Raw genomic sequence first — 20,945 nt, 5'->3', positions numbered from 1 at the left:
GGGTCGGACAACATTTAAGCTAAGGGGCGAACCGCCCCCGAGGGGGCTTCATCATCAATGCGTTTACACAAAACTCTTGACAGACCCATGTCGGACGATCCGTATGCCATTGCTTCCTTTGCGGATGACATTTTGATCCGACCCACAGCACGGACAGCATTGCTTTTCGCTGATGGGGAAAGCTTCTATGTGAAGTTCATCGGCATCGATGGACAGGATTTGGCGGATTTTTAGCTCTGGTATGTCGAGCAATTCATTGATATACTGGTTTTGCATCTGTCTATTCCTTTTTTGTTGTTCGGTGAGACTTACAACATTACAGGATTAGCAGATGTTTTTCCATTTTCAGCCTGAGATTATTTCGTCAAGCACTGATTACGGTTTTGAGCCAAAATAAACCCTAAAAAACTATTTTTTATTCCACCACTTTTTTTCGTACTCGTGCTAGTCAATCTTGAAAGAGTCCATTTTGAGTATTTTTCAGTGGTTTTAATTTGAAAAAATTCGGCACAAGTTGGGTTTTCCAAATCAGTTACCTTTGCCATGTCATCATGGTATTCACAAAAAATGAGGAACTGGGAATTTTTCTTATATTCGCTTAACATATGATATACAATCCAATGTGCCTGATAATCAAATCTATTAAAACTATTTGAACCAGCCTGTTCCCTGAGTTCGGAAGATAATATTTTTTTCATAAATACGCCCCCTTCACAAATAAACTTACTCTACTGATTCCACAAATTTTTACAGTATCCTTCAAAAAGCAACGAAGTTTTCTGTTTGATTATTAGAAATACTAGGAGGTTTTGGCTATGACGAGAGACGCAGTAAAACTTTTAAATGCCAACTACTGACGCTTGACCATTCGATTATGAACGCAATTCCAAATGGGAGCATTTAACCATGCCCGGCCTTGTTAAGTTCATGCCCTTCAATCGGCCTAAGAATACGATCCTAAGAATACGATCTATCAATGTACAAAAGTGCTTGCGGAACGGGGATACTTTAAGGCAGTGTTGGACAAGCAAAAAACAAAATCTTTCGGCTTACGCAGCGGGGCATTGATGAGTTGAATATGCGAGGCGTTACGCCAGTAAACGGAACGGGCTACCTATCATGCTGGTAGCCCGTTGCTTGATGCTTAATATTTAACCACCTTACTGCAAAGATTATTAGTGAGGTCCTCATAGCACAGCCGCAGCGACATAATTGGCTGCAATCAATTCGCTATTCTCCATGGCCATGACCATTTGCTTTGCGATTTCTCGTATCAAGGGAACAACCACAGAATTGCCGAATTGTTTGTACGCTTGGGTATCCGAAACGACGATTTTAAATGACTCTGGAAATCCCTGCAGCCTTGCACATTCCCTCGGGGTCAACCTCCTCGGATTCTTTCCGTTGCCTTGCGGAATAAGTATCTCCGAACCATCTTTGTAATACCTTGCACTTAGCGTCCTCGATATTCCATCGGGATCCACCAGACCGAATCCGAAGCCATTGCCTTTCGCTTTGTGCTTTTCGGCGTATTGCTGCAGATAGTTCCATAACTTATCCGATAACGTATACTTATCATCGACTTTTTCTTCGAGGATATCCCCAAACCTCAAGTTTTTTTTCGGGGGACTTGGAAACTCGAAGCCCTCCAGACCATGATATACATTCATGTCAAACCCAACAATGAAGATACGCTCCCTATGCTGGGGTACATAATGTTTCCCGTCCAGGACTTCAACATGCAGGCTATAGCCAAGTTCGGAAAGTGTCTCGCATATGATCCTGAAGGTTCTCCCCTTATCATGGGTTTTCAGGTTTTTCACATTCTCCAGCAAAAACGTACGTGGTCGCTTCGCCTGGATAATCCGTGCCACATCAAAAAAAAGCGTGCCCTGTGTCTGGTCCAAGAAGCCGTGTGCTCTTCCCAGACTGTTCTTTTTGGAAACACCTGCAATGGAAAATGGCTGACATGGAAATCCCGCGACCAAAATATCATGGTCGGGAATACTCGAAGCATCGATCTTTGTTATATCTCCCTTGGGTATCTCACCGAAGTTGCTGAAATAAGTTTTTTGCGCATACTTGTCCCATTCGGAGGTAAATACACACTGTCCTCCCGCGGCTTCGAAACCAAGACGCATCCCGCCAATGCCTGCAAACAGATCAATAAATGTAAACCGCGTCTTTTTGGTTGTGTATGTAGCATCCGATTCCCGCAATTTGTGGTGCAGTACTGCATGTACATAATCTTGAATTGAGATCCCCTGGGTTTCCGAGTGAAGCTTCAACTTCTGGTGCAATTCTTCATCCAATTTGATGTGTATCTGTTTCATACAAATCTCCTCCGGGACACATTATATACCCATTTTACCCCTATCGAGAAAGAAATGCAAACAGATATTCGGTACTCACGATTTCTTTATGATCTCCAACCATTTGACTACACCCTCTTGCATTTGCACCAAATCCTGATGAAACGGGTAATGTTCATTTACTTCTTCCGGTACAATGGACCAATCCAGACGACGCCATAAATCGTTTAAATCCTTTCATGTTTCATAGAGATGGCTAACCTTTTCAATCAATTCTTCCTTCACGATTCTCATCTCCATAACGCAATTCACCATCAGCCCAGCTTCAAGAAATATCTGATGGGTGTTATTCACTTAACTTTAGCGGAACGACTTTCTTGGATTTCAATACCAATAGGCCAACCTGAGCCTGCATTGGAGTATTCTTCCCTTCTCCCTCAGCTTCCTCTGCCGGACTACTCCTCTTTACAGGCAGCCTTGCATTTTGCAATAAATTCATAGATGTGTTGGGTGGCCTTGTCAAGATCCTCACGAAATTCGTGTTCCCAGACTCTTTTCAGATTCCAGCCGCGCGAAATGTAGTACTGGTTCACTTCATCGTCCCGCACCCGATTGACCCTGAATTTTTCCAACCAGAACTGCGTATTGCTTTTCGGGATTACTTGATGTATCGGGCAGGAATGCCAGAAGCAGGAGTCAATGAAAATGACGATTTTGTACTTTTTGATCGCAATGTCGGGGCGCCCCATCATTCCCTTCACATTGCGCCGGTAACGGATGCCCATGCTCCAGAGACGCTGTGCAACCAAGTTCTCCAGTTTGGAAATGGACCGGATATTGCCCATCATCCTGCTCCGTGTTTCGCGGGATACAATGTCTGCCATGCTAGCCTCCGAGTCGCCAAAGTGGCAAGATACTCCGAGCTGTCAGGCAACAGCTAGGAACATCTGGTCTTCACCATGGTAATAAAGTTATCCAGAGACAATATCCTGGGCCGGAAGGGGGCTGGAAAGCTATTGATATAGGCTCGTGGTACAACCAGTCTGACCTTGTGGTTATACATTTCCGCCAGCTGATTTTCGGAAATGCCCTGTTGCAGGGTGAACAGGTGCTTTTCCTCAATACGGTCAGCTTCATTCAAAATCTGCCGCCAGCGATCCTTGCATGTCGTCTTGGCCCCCAAAAACACCAGTTTGTCTTTTCCATAGCCGGGATCGTGGTATTCCGCTCCGCCAGGAAAAATGAAATCGGGTTTCTTGTGGTCTTCCGTGATGACTTGTGATTCGAAACGCAGATTATGGAGTCGAAAAACCTCGGCCAGATGATGTTCAAGCGATTTTCCCGCACGACTTTTCCTACGGTTTAGCAAGGTGTTGGCACACGCCACCAGTTCGTCCACGGTAGCAAAAGGTGTAGATATCCGCTCTTTGTAACGATCATGTTCAATGGCCTTGAACAGTTGGTATTCCGTATCCAGCCAACCCAAAAGCAAGGCATCCGGATCGGCAACCAGCCTCGGCTGGACAGTCTGGAACATCTCCCTCGCTTTAGCCGAGATCAGGGCGGTATCCGGAAAATCAACAGTCAGGCTTGCAATATACTCCTGAAAAAGCTGTTCCATGGTCGGGACCGACCGCGAATCTTCACTGGTTGTTTCAATCAGCCGATTAGTCTGACTCGCCGAGATGCCGACCGAAGAAAAAAAAGACTCTATTTCCTCGTCACCCTGGATTACGTAGGCATGGTAATAATCATGCTCGACTTGAATCAGCACGAACAGGTCGCCAACGTGTTCGGGCGCAAGAAATGGAAACCCGCGGCCAAAGCGCGTTATCCGGTACTCATTTCGTGTTTTTCGCCCATAGTATATAAAACGACTCTCCGTCTCAAAATCAGACTGCCATCTGATTTTGACGTTTTTGTCTTTGTTTTCGCCTTTGATGCCAGGACTCTCAAACAATATCCGCCAAGAATGCAGGGGTATGTAAAAGCCGGATTGATGCGCTCCCGTCGCCCCCGCATCATTGGCTGAAATGAATTTGCAAAAGGCCATTCTGTACCGAAGGCAATCCTCGATAGCGCTCAATAGGAGTGACATGGTCTCACTTTCCTTTCCTTCGTATTGCTTAAATATATCATCCAGGTATTCGATTTGAAGTCCTATTTTAAAACGTCGACCGTAGTTACGGGACTTAGCTTATCAAGGCTCTCTGTATGGTTTCACGAGCAACTTGATTCAATTCATCTTCAGCCCTGGCGTGATAAAAGATATGCAGCAATACTCGTGCCCTTGATATTGCAGTGTAATTTAGTTTTCTTGTTTCCTGATCAATAAATTTTTTGTTTTTGAATGTTCTGCAGTAGCAACATCAAAATCAGCGCGTAAGCCACGAAGTACTTTATCCATATTTTCGATAAACTCGTCGCCATTTCGCATATTTCCTAGTAAATTCGGCATAATATTCATATATCAATTCCCCCTATTTTATCAGAATTTCGCCATTTTATTCGGAAATCCTGCATAAATATGAAGGTAAAAAAACACCGGCAACCATTACGATGCCGACGAATCAAGGGGGATAAAGCAAAGGTTATCGAATATATCCGAATGGCATGGCACGAACCTGCGACCTCTTGCTCCCAGGGCAAGCGTGCTACCAAGCTTGCACCACATCCGTGGATTGATCCGGCGTCAGGTATCGAACCTAGGCTATCCAGAATCATGTTATCGGACCCTTCTTCGAACTCTGCCACTGAGCTACACCGGTGTAAAAGATGTGGTCGACAGGTCACCGCGACCACATCTATAAATTTTCACACTACCATAATATCACGGCTAATACACGTCGTCAGTGGCGACTTAGTCGCATGATTTCCAAACTCCATCAACTCCGAAAAATAGCGCCGTTAAGGCATTTGTTGCCGATTTGATGTCTCGGAATACAGTGCTTCTGTCGACAGAGTGGCATTCGGCAATCTCATCCACCGTCATTTTTTCTTTGGAAATGTACATCTTGTATACCGTGTCATACCGCCTCAAGTCCTTCGGTCGGCCCGATGACTCATAACAGGATCCGGTACACCTTTTATCATCTGGTCAACGAATTTAACGATTGCCAAGGTCCGTTCTTTGGAACGTTTTATCGACTCGATTGCAAATCACTGTCTAGGAAATCCACCTGTTCCAAAATATCCAGTTCGTCTAATTCGTCTTTTAGATTCGCAGCATGAACTGCGAATCGTCGATAATACTTTAATAACAGTCTCGTGTTTCGGAGCCGTCTGTCCCTTTGGCATTTCCGGTTCCTTTCTTGTTCCTTCTGCACGTATTCTATCGCAACGCGGGCCGCGATTTCCACTGCTTTGGAGGTTGGCAAGTGCATTGACACTTTTGGCTGCAAAATTGAGCATTTTTCACTTTCAAAAATAGATAACCCCTATGCCTTGATACCACTAACAGAGGGTCTGGCTCTGGAAGAAATATTCCATTAGAAGCATAATTCATATCCATTCTAATTTTCCTAATAAGATGCGTCCTTGGCTGGGCATGCAGAAGCCAAAAAAGAAACCTTGAAAGGCATTGGGCCAATCAAGGTTTAAAAACATTTTTATTAGCTCAACTATCTACCTTCAGTTATCTCCATTTCAAATCCTTTAGCGATAATACTATATATATAATCATATGTTGATAAAATATAGTGATTATATCCTTTTCCATCTAACTTTACTTCTTTTAGTACGTCTGAATTCTTAACTTCATCAAGACTAGATACAACTTTCCATCTACAAATATCCAATCCACGGCAATCATATGCTTGAACATGATTGAAAACCAGCTTATATGAATACCAACGGTATCCTAATTCATTATTTGTACATAATTTCCCGTTGATATCGCCAATAAATGTTAATTGGTTTAAATCCTGATGCATTTTATCTAAATATATTCCATCCCTTCCATTTATTATTCCCAGTTGTGTATATATCGGTATATTTTCAAGCATATTTCTATCTCCTTACCTCGATACTTTTTCCTCCTGTTTCTGTTGAAAAACGTCTTAAAGTTGCAAATTCCTGAATTTCTGATTGTGTCGCCCAACGTGAATTAATTTTTGCTTTCGCCATCTTTGCAGTATAAAGACGTCTGTTATCTAATGAAAACACAGTGTGGTTACCAACACCTTGAGATTTCAACAAATCTTGAACATCTTTCGGCAAGTTATCAAATTTTATTATTCTGATAGGTTCTATCTTTTCAGCATAGCTTGGATCAGCCTTAAGTCGGGCTATAGTTTCATTCATATTAGTATTATCCGAATACCTCGAACTTATAGTATCTTGGCTATACCTTATATTTCTAGTATCTCTTAGTTTCGTAGGAAGATTACTAGACTCCTCATAAGGCCCTTCCTTCCTATCGCCCTTACCATAAACATTCCCTTTTTCCTCACACGAATACCCGCTCGGGTCCACATATTTTATCGGATTGTTGCCCACGTACGCGTAAAGGTTGAGACCGTCGCCGCGGTACTCGTCCTCCTGGGTGAACCGGGCAATGACCGGGTTGTAGAACCGCGCCCGCAGGTAATATTGCTGCGTGACGGGGTCGAACTGCTCGCCCGCGTAGCGGAAGCGGTTCGGGATGCCTTCGGTGGCGGACAAGGTATGGCCGAAGGCGTCGTACTCGTAGCTGTTGACGATGCCGCCCAGCCGGTTCGTGATGTGCACGACGTCGCCGTGCTGGTTGTTCAGGTAGTAGTAGGCATCTCCTTGGCCGTCCACTTGGGCCAATAATTCATGGCCGCGCACATAGGAGGCCTTGGCGTTCCACTCCTCGTCCAGCTCGTTCAGCATATTCCAGCCGTCGAACACGAAGCGGCTGGTGACGCCGTTCTCGCATATGCCGCTGCGTAGCCCTTCCGGGTCGTAGTCATGGCGGACATAGCTGCCGTCCGGCTTCTCGACCTTCGCGGTCCGGTTGAACGCGTCATAAGCATACGAAGTGGTGCCGCTGCCAGAGCGTTCGGAGAGCAAATTGCCCTGACGGTCGTACTCGAATTCGGTCCGTCTGCCGTCGTCCTCGAGCAGCGACAGCAGACGGTTGCGGCTGTCGTAGGCATAGCTCGTGGCCCGGCCGTCCAGCACGCGGCGAATGCGGTTCCCGGCCGGGTCGTAGCTGTACGACTCCTGGGCGCCGCTGCCGTAATCCACTTCCCGCAAGCGGCTCAAGCGGTCATAGCTGTATAGGGTGAGCTGATGATGCTCCATCTTGGCAATCTGGTTGCCGTTATTATCGTAGCTGTAAGTATGGCGCATCAGTTCCCGGCCGTCTTGGCCGGTCGCCCGCAGACTCGTCATCTGGCCATCCCGGTCATAGCCGTATTCGACGCTGATCCCGCTTCCGAACAGAATGGAGGCGATACGGTTGCCTTCGCTATAACGGTACTGGGCCAGCCGTTCACGCCCATGAAGCACTTCCTGGATACGGCCTATTTTATCATAGCGATATTCCGTATGTCTGCCTGCGGCGTCGGTCAATCCGGTAACCTGTCCGTCCGGGTCATAGCGGAACTCGAGCACTTTGCGCGCACCCGGAACCGCGGCCTCCGGCTCAAGCGCATCCATCGGATGCCAAGATTGAGGTGCGGCCGCTCCATTCGCTCCGGGACTTGTCAGCGGGTCCGCGAACGGAGGCGCCCCGGCCCACTCGCCCTTGCGGCGGATTCCAAGCGGCGGTTCGCTTGTATACTTCGCCGCCAGCCTGCCGTCCGGCGTATACGTATAGTCATACCGCATCCGATCATTCACGGCGGTTCGCAGCGTGCCGTCCTCGTTGTACACATAGATTTCTTCCGCGCCTCCCGCGGCTTCTCTGCGCTTTACCAGTTGGTCGTCGAAGTTGTACGCATACTCGATAACGCGCTCGTTGCGATCGATCTGCCGCGTCAGCCGGCCCTGGCGGTCGTACTGGTACACCATGCGCTGCTGGGACGGATCCTCCACCTCCGCCAGCTTGCCCAGACTGTTGTAGCGGTACAAGGTCGTATGGCCGTTGGCGTCCGTGGAGCTGATGATATTTCCTGCACGGTCGTAGCTGTACCGCTCTTCGGTTCCATCCGCACGGGTGAGCACCCGGATATTGCCCCATGCGTCCAGGCTGTGGTGCGTCCTATTCCCTTCACCGTCCACGATGCCGGTAATATTGCCGAGCGCGTCGTACGTGTACTCCTGGCTGACCTTGCCGCGCGCCGCAGCCTCCGCGGTGCGAATCTGCTTCACCCGGCCGCCGATCGTATACGTATAGTCCACGCCTATGCCTTCGCTCAGCTTTCGGATCAACTCGCCCGCCTGATTATAACGGTTCTGCTCCACGATCTGACCGCAGGCATCGCGAACCTCGATCAGCCGGTTCTGCGCATCATACCGATAGGTCGTGCCATCGCCGTCATCCGTAAGCGGATTATACTGGTTCGGCGATACCCGCTTGATGAGCTGTCCCGTTTTGTCATAGAACAGGCGCGTCGTCTCGCCCCGTTTGCCTGTCGTGCGGATGAGTCGGTTCATCAGATCATAGCTGTAGACCACGCGGTTGCCGTTCGTATCCGTCTCCTCCAGCACGTTGCCCGCCCGGTCATACTTGAAGTAGACGCTCCGCGCCTTGCTGTCCTTGCGTTCCCGCCGGCTAATCTGAATGATGCGATCGGCCCGATCGTAGCTGATCTCGGTCTCATAGCCTTCGGGCGTGACGAGCTTGATCATATTGCCGTTCCGGTCATAGCGATAGGAGGTCGCGGCGGCGATTTTGTCCTCGCTTCCGTCGAACGTATGGCCATCAGCCAGATCCTCCGCATCGATCAGATCGATCTTGCGTTCAAGCAGCCCGACCTCGTTGTACTCATAGCGGGTGATTTGTTCCTTCCGCTCGCTCAGCTTGCGCCGCTCGGACGTAACCTGATTCAGGCAGTCGTAGGTGTAGCGAATCTCGGCTCCTGTATCATCCTCGATTAGAATGACCCGGCCCAGCTTGTCATGCCGGTAGCGGATGCGATGGTACCGGCTCGCATATCCGGTCGCCCCGACATGCTCCGCCGTCCGCCGCTCCTCCACGAGGCGGCCCGCCAGGTCATACCGGTACAAGGTGAGCTTGTACCGAATCTCCCCGCCTTCGGCTTCAACAGGCTCCCGCTTCTCGATCAACCAGCCGGCCCGGTTGTAGGCATAGAGCGTGCCGAAGCGCTCTTCATCGGTCTCCGCGCTAAGCCATCCGCGGGCATCGATTATCTTCACTACTCTTCCTTCGCTGTCATAGAGGAAGCGCTTGATGACATGGCCCTCCGGATCGGTAATCTGAACGAGACGGTTCATCGCATCGTAGGCATACTCGGTGCCCGGACCGTCATCGGTCTCGGGATCATATCGTTCCGGATCGATCGTCTTGATGATATTGCCGACGGCATCGTACTTCGTGCGGGCGATGCCTCCGTCCGGGAATAAGGTCCGGATGCATCGGTTCCGGTGATCGTACTCATATTCGACCCCGGCCCCGTCATCTCCCGCCCGGCTATATTCGTTCGGATGGACGGCCTTCACCAGATTGTCATGGATATCGTACATGACCCGCTGCTCGTTCTGCATCGGATCCGTCGTCCGAATGAGCCGGTCCATAAAGTCATAACGATATTCCGTCCCGATGCCGTTGCCCAATCGCTCCACATATTCGTTCGGCAGCACTTTTTTGATCAAATTGCCCATCGGATCATAGAACATCGCCGTCGTGTTCCCGGCCGCATCGGTGATGCGCGTCCGCTGGTTCAGCACATTGTAGGCGATCTCCACCGTGCCGTACGAGGTCGTAATGCTCGTCATCCGGGCCGCGGCGTCATAGCCGTACCGGAACTGCTGGCCTTCCGCATCCTGTACGAGGGTCGGCGCATCCGTATGCTTGACCTCATGCCGGAACGTTGTAGCTTGGCCCATCGGATCGAAGCGGCGGATCAGCCGGCCGCGCTCATCATACTCATAAGCGGTGACGGCCTCGTTCGTCTCGTCGATCCGCACTCGTTCCTCCAGCAGATTGCCCCGGGCATCGTAGACGTAACGGGTCACGCTGCCGCCGGTCGTCGCCGTGCGAATCCGGTTCCCGTCTTCGTCATACTGGTGCTCTACCTTCGTGCCGTCAGGCCGAATCTCCTCCAGCACATGGCCATAGGCATCGTACACCCAGCGCGTGACGGCGCCGTTGGCGGCCGTGTGGCTGTCCTTGTTCTGCCAGACATCGTAGGTGTAAGCTTCCTGCGTGCCGTCATCGTAGTGCACTTCCGTAACCAAATAATCGCGGTTGTATTTGTACGTCTCCACGACTCCGGTGGCATGAAACGTAAAGATCGTCATCCGGGCCCGCTCATCGTAGACGATGTCGGTTACATGGCCCTCGCCGTCATACTGGCGAATGACCCGATCGGCGCGGTCATACTCATTGCGCACATAGGTATGGCCATTCTGATCGGTAATCGAAGTGAGACGCCCTTCGCTGTCATAGGCATACGTGACCTCGCCCTTGTTCGGGTAGGTTACCCCGGCCAGCAGATCTCCCGCATACCGGTATTGGACCGTGCGCCCGATGTTGTCCGTGATTGCCGCAAGCTTGCCGTTCCTGCAGGTAAAAGCAAGCTCCTTGCCGCCTGGCGTCGTCAACGAGCGCAGCCCTTGATCGTCATATTCCAGCGCCGTGCGGTTGCCGTTGCCGTCACTGAACGAGAGCAGCCGTCCGGTCGCCCCGTCATACACATACGTGTATCGTTGATGCTTGACGACATATCTGCCTCTGTTCGGCTCCTCGACTAACCGGTAATCAAGGGCGCCCGACCGTTCATTGCGCCATTCGCCATCCTGGCGTACGAAGCTCTCATAGTGGCCGTCCATGCAGATAAGGAAGACCCGATCCTCCACCCGGGTCAGCGAGCTCTCCAGGGAACTGATCCAGCCTTTGCCCAGCATGCCCACGAACGGGTTATGCGAGTTGAAGCTGCGCGTCAGCTCCAACGTATCGCCGATATCGTGCACCACCAGATCGGTCGCCTGCAGATAGAACCGGCCTTTGGCGACATCAATCGGGTCTCCCTTCGTCACCAGATTTCCGACATTGCTCACGAGGGATCTTTTCAACTGTTCCAAAAAGGTATCCTTGTCGATAGTTCCGTTCTGCAGAAGCTGAATCGCCGAACCCCCGGCCATATCTCCGGCGACGGACGCGCCGTAGCGGCCGATCCGGCTTTTTCCTCCCAGAAAGGAGAACGACGCTCCGAATACGCTGCTTACCGCATTGTTCAGAACATTCACATCGCCGGAATTGCTGATATCGAGCGCGCTTGAAGCCACGAAGCTGGCCCCGTAGCGGCCGGTGAACTGGGTAAGCGGACCGGCCCCGCACGGAATACCTTTCAACACTCCGGCCGAGAGCGTTCCGGCCAAAGCCCCGTCATAGAAGCTCTTCAAATAATGCCCGGCCATTGCTTTCCAACTGAAGGTGCCGTCCAATGGCTGGTACGGATCAAATATCGCCGTTATCCCCGCACTCATCGTCCCGCCAGTCACTCCGCCGGCCAGCAAGGTCGTGCCCCCGAGCATGAAGCCCCCGCCCAGCACGGAGATGGAGACCGACCCGTATTTGACAATATTGTACAGCTCCTCGTCTCCGCCGAGCACCGTGTCCCGCATGAAGTTATAAGACTTGCTCAGATCGCCCACCTGCGCCTTGGCGAAGTCCTCCCGGCCCTCGGCGATCTCGCTCGCGCCCACGACGGCCGAGACGGCGCCGGCGGCGCCGACGATAAGCGGCAGGGCGGCGCCGCCCGTCGCAACCGTCGCGACGGCTACCGCGACCACGCCGACCACCAAGGCGATGGCGCCGAACCCGAACTTGCTCTTCGCCGCCTCCGCCTTGGCGATGCACGCCTCGCGATAGGCCAGCGCCTGGGCGTTGACCTCCGCCATCAGCTTGGCGTCCTCGGCCAACTGCGCGCTGTCATCAAACGTCTCGGCAGGCGGTTCGCCAGGCTCGCCCAGATAGATAATCTTCGCTCCTTGAACATAGGTCGAATCCTGTATCGCGATCGCATGGGCCGGATCGACGTGTTCCCCCGGACTCCGGCTGATGAACACATCTTCCCCCGCCGAGATCGAGATTCGCTTCGGCACGGCCGCAGCCGCTTCCGCCGCAGCGCTCTCGCTTGTCCCGATCGCCACAGCGGATGCGGCGCGAAGGTACAGATCGGTGTCCGCAGCGATCTCGACGGCGCCGTCCCCGGACAACCGCACCTTGATACTGCCCTCGTCATTGGCGCTGAAAACGACATCCTGTCCGGTCAGCTTCATTTCCTTTCCCGTGTCATTCGTTAAGGACCGCACCTTCGGGTCGGACTGTTTATGCCCGTACTTGCTCTCCTCGCCTCCTTGTCTCACCGAGCCGATCGCAATGGCTTCTCTCTCATTGACCGTCGGGAAATGCAGCTTGACGCCCGATCCCGGCTTCGGCATCAGGTACGAGATCTGGTTGTCGATCCCCGTCGAATAAGGGAACCAGCAAGTATTGCCCTCCGCCTGGGCGGAATCGATGGCAAGCTGCACCCGGATGCGGTTGCGCGAGATGGCGGTGATGGTCCCGTCCAGCGACAAGCCTTGAATCCGCGGATTGGACTGATAGCCTTGTCTGACGCCATCGGCGGTGCTGAATGTATACGTGTGGCGCAGGAGGCCGTCCCGCACGAGCGACTTGGCGGCGCGGATGACGAACGGCCTCCGGGCGAAGCTGACGCGTCCCCCCAGCGGAAGCCAGAGCGGCGTATCGATCTCGAAGCTGATGAAGTCGGTCTCCTGCAGCTCCGGATTCTCGTTCGTCCGGGCCAGCAGGCCGCGTCGAAAGTCGTTCCGGATGACATATTGCGCATCGCTAACGGCAACAGGTTCCCGATCCGCGGATACGCCAAGCGTGAAGCGGGCGCTCCCCGAAGCGGCATCCGGGACCACGACGGCCCCGAAATGCGAAGCCAGCCGCTTGACGAACTGCCAATCGGTCTCGTCATACTGCATGATAAGCCCGTCAATCCGGGCATGGTTCGTCGCATGATCCTGCATATTGGCATGCGGATAGTCCTGCAGCACCTGCTCAATTACATCGGCATAGGTCATATCGACCCGCTGGAACGAGCGCCGTTTGCGCTCGATGTCCATCGCCCACGTATAGGAACAGGCTTCAGCCTGCAGCGTGTACACACCGCGCACGCACTGGATATCCAACCGGCGAATCAGGCCTTGGAACAACACGTCTCCTTGCCGGCTCCCGCCGGCCGGTTCGCCGCTATCCTCCACTTCCTCCAGCTCCCGATAGACGATAATCGGCGATCCTTGCCCCAGCTCATGAATATAACTGTCCTTCTTCTCTTCCGGGATAATGGCGCTGAACTGAAGCTGGATATGCTCATTGACCTCTCGCGTTAAGACAAGCCCGGTCAGGCGGTGAAGCTCAACCGGGAGCTCGAGGATTACTCCCCCGTATCGTATCCTCATCCTCTTCCATCCCTTCTCCCGAGGCTGCTATTCCCGTTGCCCGTCATGCACGATCGTGATGAGGCCCCCGTATGCGCAAGTCACCCATCCGTTGCTCAGCAGCGCGGGCGCACCCCCGACCAATACATTCTCCTTGCCCGATTGCCAGAGCATCCCCGGCGTCACATTCGGCACGCACATCGCTACGCATACGGGCGCCGGAACCTCTTCCGGCGGCGGAGCCTCCTTTTTGATGAACAAGCTCGCGAACCAGCCGGCCTCCTCCTGCTTCGGCATCGGCGGAAGCGCGTCGATATCGGCCTGCACCGCCGGATTCTGCGTGCTCTGACATACCCCGAACGGCCGAATATTGACCATCGGCACCTGGTCCTCCACATTCAATTGCGGCTGATCATGGATGTAATCCCCGTGGCTCGCCGGGATAATGAGCCGAGCGGGACGCGACCCCTGGGTGCAGGCGCAGTAGGCGCCGTGCACGACATATTTCGGTTCGGCTTGTCCCTCGCCGCCTCCGCCGTCCGCCATCATTTCATGCATGTCTATTCCTCCTTACCTTTCCTTCGATTGAACGATCCGGTTATCAATCACTTGCGCCCCGTTTTTACTTTGAATGCGTCTGGTTGGAGCACGTCCGCTTGGCATACGTCCGTATCTCCCCGATCAAGCACCACCTTCTCCAGCCGAATGCCCAGCAGATCCCTTCGCAGCAGACTCTCTGCCACATCGAGCGGGATAAAGACATGCTTCTCCAGCAAGCCTTGAACCCGGAAAATGGCATGCCCGGCAGCCTTCGCCCGATCGATGACGATTCGTTTGACCGCGCCCGTTTTCTGGAACTCCGTCCGCTCCGACAAGCAATCGATCCTCGGCAGCAGCAGAAGCCAGTATACCTTCTGGATGCTGTGCTTCGGATCCGCCAGAATGGCGCATTTGAACACCAGCTTCGGATCATGAAGCTCCAGCACTTTTTTCACCTCATCCGCCACCAGCACGACCGGCTTGCCAATATAATCGGGGTAGACGCTGTCGGCCTGGCCCTCGACGAACACGATGGTAATGTCCCGAATGTCGTCCGCCTGATCCGGCGTCACCTCGATGATCTTATTCGTCGACTTCAAGCCGGCGAAGCGGAACTGCTGATCCGCGCGCTCATCCTGCGCAATGATGAAATAGTCCATATGCCCCCGCTCCCTATCCATTGATCACTCACGATCCTCGCAATGCCCCGCTGCATCCCGGCGCATCAGGCCCGGCACCCTTCGGCAATCACGATATCCGCGAGCTGCCGCTCACTCAAGCCGAGATGCTTCACATCCTCGTCATCAAATATCGCGCCTTTCAGATCCGCATCATCGAAGCTGGCCTGCCTCAAGGCCGCGCCCCGGAAATCCGCGCCCCGCAGATCGGCCCCGCGGAAGCTCGCTTGCTCCAGATCGGCGTCCTGGAAGCTCGTCTCCATAAAGGGCGGAATATGAAGCTGATCCGGCGCCGGGAAGGATAGTCCTCCCTGGATATGCTCCAGGCTCGCGTTCCGCAGGTTCGCCTCCTTGAAGCTCGCCCCATGCACGATGCTGCGGTTCAAATCGGCTCCTTCCAGATTGGCCCCGCGGAAGTCCGCGCCGATGAACGCGCAGCCCCAGATGGCATTGCCGGCCAGCGTGCAATGGGACAGATTCGCGTAGCTGAAGTTGAGCAAGGAAAAATACATTCCGCTCAGGTCCGCTCCGCCGAATACTTCATAGACATATTCGATCCGCTCGCCGGCGGAGAGCATCGCCCGCAGCTCGCGGTCATCCTTCGCCCGGGCATCATGGCGATAGACCAGCTCGCTCCGGTCCTTGTATTCGCCGACCATAATGTACAGCTCGTCTTCCTTGTCGATGGCGGCGAATTCGTCGCTGCGAACCGCCTCCCTTAACGCATCGCGGGCCAGCTTGACGAGGTAGGCCGCATACCAGACGGTCTCGCTTCGCATGACTGCCTCCACATCGGCCGGCAGCACTTTGCCGACGTACCTTTTCCCCTGTTCCGCAATAGCGAGCGTGAAATCGCCCAGGCTGCAGAACGCCCATCCCGCATCATATTCGGCGGAGCATTCCTGCGGATCCGTATACCATTGCTTGTCGTACGCATCGATCCGGCAGCGGTAATCGCCGCTCAAGAGGCGGCTCCGCAGCGCCGAGTAATGAATATATTTGATTTTTCCTTTGCGCTTCTCATCCTGCATGCGCCGAATGCGACGGCATATGTGCTTGAACGACGCGATGAATTCCGCCGCCAGCTTCTCTCTGTCCCTCATCACGATCTGGTGCAGCGCATGCATGTGCTCCCACCGCTTCGCGGCAACGGCCGTATCCATCCAATGCCGAAGCGCCTCATCTCTTGTCACGGCGAATCTCCCTTTCTGCGCGGAGCGCCTTAGTGCCAGATTAGTTTGTAAGTACTTTGTTCCCTTTCAGCTCCGCGTCTCCCCCGCTGTTGAGCACGATCTTGCCGCCTTTCTGGCTCTCGATCGCGATCTCCTCGCTTGCGGTCATCATCAGGGTCTTGTCCGCCCGGATGGTCACGTTCTCCTTCGAGGTTAGCGAGACCTCGTTCTGCCCGGCAATCGTAATCGAGCCGTCCTGGGCGAGCCGAATCGTAGCCTGACCGTTATTTGCGGAAATCAGCACATGTCCGGGGGCCAGCGTAACCTCCATGCCCGAAGAATTGCGGAAATACCGGACATTCGGATCGGACATCCGATCCTGCGTCCCCCCGCCCGCAGTTCCGCCGCCGGACATGCCGCCCTGACCGGTCTGCAATCCGGCTCCTCCCGGTTCGCCCGCATACGAGTTGACCGAGCTGATGGCGAAGGCTTCCTCCTCCCGATCGCTCGGGAACGTGACCCGGACGCTGTCGCCCGCCTCGGGCATACAGTACCAGCCGCTGCCGTCCGCGGAGGCATAGACGGTCGAATACGGGAACCAGCAGGCCTTCCCGGCATCCTGCTCCTTGTCGATATCAAGCCGCACCTTCACCTTGTCACGCTGGATGGCCAGCACCGTCCCGCCTATCGATGCGCCGCGGATCGCGTCATTGTACGGCGAATGCCGGTTCAAGCCTTTGCGGGTCGTAATCGTGTAGGTGTGCTTGACGCTTCCCCGGTCCATCATGGACACGGCCTTGCCGACATAGAGCCGCGCCCCTTGGAAATCGACGGCATCGCCCAGATGCAGCCATTGATCCGTCGTAATCTCATAGAAAATAAAATCGCTCTCCATCGCATTGCGCCGGACATTTTTGTGGTAGCTCATATAGTCGGCCAGCTTTTTGGTAATGACATAGCTGGAAGGAGACAGCTTCTTGACCGCTCCGGTATCCGGGAGACCGAAGCTGAATTTAATATCCTTGAAGTTCTCGGCCGGCACGACCACGGTATCGAGACGGGATGCCAGTCTTTTGAGCAAGGCCCAGTCTGTCTCCTTGTACTGCACGACCAAGGCGCCGAGGGGGGGATTGTGTTCCGACGTATAATTCACGTCGTAATTCGAGTACTCGCCGCCCAGATGGCGGACGAGCTGGTTGTAGGTCATCGCCGCGTCCTGGAACGATCGGTTCTTCACGCGAATATCGAGCATGACCGTGCTTGTCAGCGCTTCCGCATAGACGGAATAGACCTCCCGCGACTTCCCGATCCGCATTTCCGATAAAATTCCGGAGAACAAGACCCGCTCCTCGCCCTGATCCGTAATCTGCACGACTTGAACCGGCGTCCGCTCATTCATGGCGAACAGATCATGGTCCTTATGATCCTCCGGCATGCGGCCCGTGAACGTGAGCTTCCCATGCTCGTTCACTTCCTGCACGATGGACATGTCCAGCAGCTGCATATGGGGAAAAGGGGCAATTCTCACATTTTGATAAGACAATTGGGATACGCTCATCCGTGGGCCACCTCCATCGAAGAAATCATTTCCTGGGCAATGCAGGACCACAGCTTGCTGTCCTTCCCGCTGCAATTGATGTTCCCGATAAGCCGCTTGCGCCCCGCATCCGCAAAAAACAAAAAGTTAAATACCTTGCCCTGCGCCACCGGGTTCAGAAACGCGCAATAGTGAACCGGCCGCCCGTTCACCTCCTTCACGCCATCCTCCACCCATTCGGTGTTTAGCTCCATGCTCTTCATATTGCGAATCATCTCGTCCTTCATCGCTTTCATAACAATGGGCTGCCCGGGATGATCCGTATACTGCAGGATGATATTGACCGCATGAGCTTCGTTCCGGTACACCTTCTGCTGCGCGGTATCGAGCGCGCAGACGAGAAATTCCCCGGGGAACAAGAAACGAATACCCGCTTGAAAAAAGCTTGCCGGTTGGAATTCAACGGAAGCGCCGGCAATATCGATGCGGCCGCTCCGCAATCCTTCCCGAATCTCCTGCCGCCACTGCGCATCCCTCTCCTCTCGCGCTCGTTCGGCTTGCGCCCTGCGCTCTGCGTCCTCCTGATCCCCCTGCCTGAGGCTGTTTTGCTCCTCCAGCCTTCTCTTCGCCTGTTCCAGCTCCATGATCTTCTTGTCCAGATGCGTCATCGCCTGACTCCTCCTCGAATCGTCGCCCGATTTTTATGGCTCTCGTACCTCCGGCTTCCCATTCTTCGATAAACTTGAATAAATATCCATTGAAGGTTACTCATGATATCGGCATATTTGGGTAAATTTTTCAGTTTCTTGTATCTAATAAATTGCCACAAGAATAAAAAAAGACGGCTCCCGATTGATTCGGAAGCCATCTGCTGGCACGGGCGGCGGCGCATGCCGCCCCGCCTCCGGCACATTCATGCCGGCTCATGTATAATGGTGGATGAGAACGAACGATTGACATGATTCCATACTTGGAGGCAGTTCACTTGAAAAACTTACTTGTTACCGGCTACCGCGCCCATGAGCTCGGCATTTACAATAACAAGCATCAAGGAATCCATTACATTCGCAAAGCGATCGCAGCCCGGCTGATCCCCCTGCTGGAGGAAGGACTGGAATGGGTTATTACCCCGGGTCAATACGGGGTCGATCTGTGGGCCTGCGAAGCCGCGATCGCGCTGAAGGCGCAATATCCGCATCTGAAATGCTCAATCATTACGGCCTACAGTCAGCAGGCGGACCAATGGAATGAAGAGAAAAAAGCATACTTCGATCAGCTTGTGCAACAGGTTGATTATTACGGCTCAGTCAGCAATGGCCCTTACATCGGGAAATGGCAGTTCGTCGCCAGAGACGATCTGTTGTTCCGCAAGACCGACGGCATTCTTCTGGTCTACGATGAAGACGCCGGGGAGGCGAGCCCCCGCTTCGTCCAGGAGCGCGCGCTTCAGAAGCAGGCCCGGGACGGTTATATGTACCTCCGCATCGGAGCCGAAGAAATACAGGCACTCGCGGAGGAAGAGCAGCTCGACGCTTTCGGCGGATGCTGAAATCCGGCTGCATCGTGCCGCAAGCGGCACGATATCTTGCTGGAGCCGGGCCTCCCTCCACAGCTCCGCATAGCGGCTAGAGCGTTTGCCTTTTATGGAACTCCCTCAACACGAGCGGCTCTTCTTCAAAAAAACGGACAAGCTCTTGAATCCGGGCGGTCGTGCTCCAACTGAAATGATGCTCAATCTGCTCGACTTCTTGGTGGATCTGTTCTTCCTCAACGCCGATCTGGCGCAAAAACTTTTCCAGCAATTGATGACGGTTGAACAGTTGGCGCCCCACCTGGAACCCTTTATCCGTCAAGCAGATTCTCCCGTATTTCTCGTACTGCACATATCCCGATTTCCCCAGCTTCTGCGCCATTTTGGAAGCGGAAGAATCATGAATGGACAGTGCTTGCGCGATATCCGATACTCTTGTGAACCCTTTGGCTCTGGTCAACAGGTAGATCTGTTCGAGATGATCCTCCATACCCGGGGTTCGCATGCCCTCCCCCCTTTTCTGAATCGCGATCAGGCTCGTTGCCTACCGGCAGTTGATGCTTCCAGCGCGTTCTTCTTCCCGATGGAATCGAAACCGCACTAGACTAGTTCTTCCTATTATTATTTGCTTAATTCGCTATGAATGAGTTCAAGGTTATATTCCAAATATTTGATATACGTATCCACTTCTTCTCCCTGCTGTCCGATTTCATCGGAGTAGATCCGCTTCTCGGCGATGCGTACGCCGGTTTCATTCGAGACGGTCTCCATTGGGCGCGGGTCCACATTGGATTCGATAAAGAGAACCGGCACTTTATGCTCCTTGATAAATTCAACCAGCGATTTAATCTGGGTTGGCGAACCGTTCTCTTCCGTGTCAATCTCCCAAATATACGCTTCCTTCAGTCCATAATGCGTCGTCATATATTGGAATGCGCGTTCGCTCGTTACCAGGATGCGGTTCTCTTCCGGGATGGAATTGATTTTTTCTTCATATTCCTTATCAATCTCTTTGAGCTTGCTGATATATTCGTCTGCCCGCTTCTGGTAATTCTCTTTGCGCGCAGGGTCCTTCTTCATCAGGGCATCCCGCATATCCTCCGCCATTTTGACGCCGACGGCAGGGTCGATAAATGCGTGAGGGTTAATCTCTTCCTCATGGCCGTCTTTGCCTCCGATATACATCGGTTCCACGCGTTCTGTCAGGTTGAACACATTCTCCTCTTTTTGGCCGACGGACTCGACCATTTTGAAGAACCAGCCGCTTTTGCCGCCCTCCAGATTCAAGCCGTTATAGAAAAGAACATCCGCATCCGTCGCTTTTTTAATATCCTCCGGCAGTGGCTCATACTCATGCGGATCCGTGCCCGTTGGCACCAGGTTGTGAACCTCTACATCTTCGCCTCCGATTTCCCGGGCGAAGTCCTCGAGAATCGTGAAGGAAGTGACGACCTTAAGCGGTCCTTCCGCGGCTGACTCGGAAGCTGAATCCGAAGAGGCAGGAACATCCCCCGATTTGCCCGAATTCGCTTGCCCGCAACCGGCCAGCACCAGCAGGGCTGCCATCGCTGACAGCAGCATGAATTTTTGTAACATTTTCATTTTCCTGGACTCCTTTTTCATATCATGATT

General features: G+C 53.3%; 15 protein-coding genes, 1 tRNA gene and 1 pseudogene. 1 reads left to right on the top strand and 16 read right to left on the bottom strand.

All coding sequences use genetic code 11. The annotated features are described in order from the left end of the window. Window positions 1-87: 87 nt before the first annotated feature. From ABD76_RS31155 to ABD76_RS28140, 14 genes and pseudogenes are all read right to left on the bottom strand, one after another. A pseudogene (locus tag ABD76_RS31155) lies at window positions 88-276 on the bottom strand (ISL3 family transposase); the annotation flags it as partial. A gap of 80 nt (window positions 277-356) precedes the next feature. After that, window positions 357-698, bottom strand: a complete 342-nt coding sequence (locus ABD76_RS28200; protein WP_197260178.1) for a dsDNA nuclease domain-containing protein — start codon at window positions 696-698, stop codon at window positions 357-359. Between the two features lie 489 nt (window positions 699-1,187). Further along, window positions 1,188-2,333 (bottom strand): DNA (cytosine-5-)-methyltransferase, encoded by a 1,146-nt coding sequence (dcm, locus tag ABD76_RS28195; protein WP_197260177.1) that lies wholly within the window; start codon window positions 2,331-2,333, stop codon window positions 1,188-1,190. Window positions 2,334-2,767: 434 nt separating this feature from the next. Continuing rightward, entirely contained in the window at window positions 2,768-3,196 is a 429-nt protein-coding gene (locus ABD76_RS28190; RefSeq protein ID WP_085279138.1) for a very short patch repair endonuclease, read from the bottom strand. 53 nt (window positions 3,197-3,249) lie between these two features. After that, window positions 3,250-4,365: a type II restriction endonuclease gene (locus ABD76_RS28185; protein ID WP_197260176.1), complete on the bottom strand. Its 1,116-nt coding sequence runs from the start codon at window positions 4,363-4,365 to the stop codon at window positions 3,250-3,252. 255 nt (window positions 4,366-4,620) lie between these two features. Beyond that, window positions 4,621-4,779, bottom strand: coding sequence for a hypothetical protein (locus tag ABD76_RS28180; RefSeq protein ID WP_197260175.1), 159 nt, complete (start codon window positions 4,777-4,779; stop codon window positions 4,621-4,623). Between the two features lie 136 nt (window positions 4,780-4,915). Then, window positions 4,916-4,990, bottom strand: a tRNA-Pro gene (locus ABD76_RS28175). Between the two features lie 942 nt (window positions 4,991-5,932). Beyond that, a complete protein-coding gene (locus ABD76_RS28170; protein ID WP_197260174.1) occupies window positions 5,933-6,316 on the bottom strand; it encodes a hypothetical protein in 384 nt (127 codons plus the stop codon). 4 nt (window positions 6,317-6,320) lie between these two features. After that, window positions 6,321-13,877, bottom strand: a complete 7,557-nt coding sequence (locus ABD76_RS28165; protein ID WP_197260173.1) for an RHS repeat-associated core domain-containing protein — start codon at window positions 13,875-13,877, stop codon at window positions 6,321-6,323. Window positions 13,878-13,904: 27 nt separating this feature from the next. Beyond that, a complete protein-coding gene (locus tag ABD76_RS28160) occupies window positions 13,905-14,414 on the bottom strand; it encodes a DUF4280 domain-containing protein (protein WP_197260172.1) in 510 nt (169 codons plus the stop codon). Between the two features lie 47 nt (window positions 14,415-14,461). Continuing rightward, a complete protein-coding gene (locus ABD76_RS28155) occupies window positions 14,462-15,055 on the bottom strand; it encodes a hypothetical protein (RefSeq protein ID WP_197260171.1) in 594 nt (197 codons plus the stop codon). A 65-nt stretch (window positions 15,056-15,120) separates the two neighbouring features. After that, entirely contained in the window at window positions 15,121-16,266 is a 1,146-nt protein-coding gene (locus tag ABD76_RS28150) for a pentapeptide repeat-containing protein (protein ID WP_197260170.1), read from the bottom strand. 40 nt (window positions 16,267-16,306) lie between these two features. Then, window positions 16,307-17,803 (bottom strand): contractile injection system protein, VgrG/Pvc8 family, encoded by a 1,497-nt coding sequence (locus ABD76_RS28145; protein WP_197260169.1) that lies wholly within the window; start codon window positions 17,801-17,803, stop codon window positions 16,307-16,309. Continuing rightward, the gene (locus ABD76_RS28140) at window positions 17,800-18,450 is read right to left on the bottom strand and encodes a hypothetical protein (protein ID WP_197260168.1); all 651 of its coding nucleotides are present in this window, start codon (window positions 18,448-18,450) and stop codon (window positions 17,800-17,802) included. Before ABD76_RS28140 ends, ABD76_RS28145 begins: the two co-directional genes overlap by 4 nt. 317 nt (window positions 18,451-18,767) lie before the next feature. Between ABD76_RS28140 and ABD76_RS28135 the strand changes: the two genes are divergently transcribed. Continuing rightward, on the top strand, window positions 18,768-19,331 hold the full coding sequence (locus ABD76_RS28135) for an SLOG family protein (protein WP_197260167.1): 564 nt from the start codon (window positions 18,768-18,770) through the stop codon (window positions 19,329-19,331). Between the two features lie 76 nt (window positions 19,332-19,407). On the opposite strand, the gene mntR is transcribed toward ABD76_RS28135, so the two are convergent. Further along, window positions 19,408-19,818 carry a transcriptional regulator MntR gene (mntR, locus tag ABD76_RS28130; protein WP_197260166.1) on the bottom strand — a complete coding sequence of 137 codons (411 nt, stop codon included), beginning with the start codon at window positions 19,816-19,818 and terminating at the stop codon, window positions 19,408-19,410. A 116-nt stretch (window positions 19,819-19,934) separates the two neighbouring features. Next, entirely contained in the window at window positions 19,935-20,915 is a 981-nt protein-coding gene (locus tag ABD76_RS28125; protein WP_197260165.1) for a metal ABC transporter solute-binding protein, Zn/Mn family, read from the bottom strand. Window positions 20,916-20,945 lie beyond the last annotated feature (30 nt).

Source organism: Paenibacillus dendritiformis (genome assembly GCF_015845845.1).
In the GTDB taxonomy this organism is placed as follows: Bacteria; Bacillota; Bacilli; order Paenibacillales; family Paenibacillaceae; genus Paenibacillus_B; species Paenibacillus_B dendritiformis_C.
The sequence above is the reverse complement of the archived record's forward strand: the minus strand, read 5'-3'. Positions and strand labels throughout refer to the sequence as shown.

What these genes read in the sequence shown, in the direction of transcription:
- ABD76_RS28200 (WP_197260178.1), bottom strand. Translation starts at nt 698, where the DNA reads ATGAAAAAAATATTATCTTCCGAACTCAGGGAACAGGCTGGTTCAAAT.
- dcm (WP_197260177.1), bottom strand. Translation starts at nt 2,333, where the DNA reads ATGAAACAGATACACATCAAATTGGATGAAGAATTGCACCAGAAGTTG.
- ABD76_RS28190 (WP_085279138.1), bottom strand. Translation starts at nt 3,196, where the DNA reads ATGGCAGACATTGTATCCCGCGAAACACGGAGCAGGATGATGGGCAAT.
- ABD76_RS28185 (WP_197260176.1), bottom strand. Translation starts at nt 4,365, where the DNA reads ATGGCCTTTTGCAAATTCATTTCAGCCAATGATGCGGGGGCGACGGGA.
- ABD76_RS28180 (WP_197260175.1), bottom strand. Translation starts at nt 4,779, where the DNA reads ATGAATATTATGCCGAATTTACTAGGAAATATGCGAAATGGCGACGAG.
- ABD76_RS28170 (WP_197260174.1), bottom strand. Translation starts at nt 6,316, where the DNA reads ATGCTTGAAAATATACCGATATATACACAACTGGGAATAATAAATGGA.
- ABD76_RS28165 (WP_197260173.1), bottom strand. Translation starts at nt 13,877, where the DNA reads ATGAGGATACGATACGGGGGAGTAATCCTCGAGCTCCCGGTTGAGCTT.
- ABD76_RS28160 (WP_197260172.1), bottom strand. Translation starts at nt 14,414, where the DNA reads ATGCATGAAATGATGGCGGACGGCGGAGGCGGCGAGGGACAAGCCGAA.
- ABD76_RS28155 (WP_197260171.1), bottom strand. Translation starts at nt 15,055, where the DNA reads ATGGACTATTTCATCATTGCGCAGGATGAGCGCGCGGATCAGCAGTTC.
- ABD76_RS28145 (WP_197260169.1), bottom strand. Translation starts at nt 17,803, where the DNA reads ATGAGCGTATCCCAATTGTCTTATCAAAATGTGAGAATTGCCCCTTTT.
- ABD76_RS28140 (WP_197260168.1), bottom strand. Translation starts at nt 18,450, where the DNA reads ATGACGCATCTGGACAAGAAGATCATGGAGCTGGAACAGGCGAAGAGA.
- mntR (WP_197260166.1), bottom strand. Translation starts at nt 19,818, where the DNA reads ATGCGAACCCCGGGTATGGAGGATCATCTCGAACAGATCTACCTGTTG.
- ABD76_RS28125 (WP_197260165.1), bottom strand. Translation starts at nt 20,915, where the DNA reads ATGAAAATGTTACAAAAATTCATGCTGCTGTCAGCGATGGCAGCCCTG.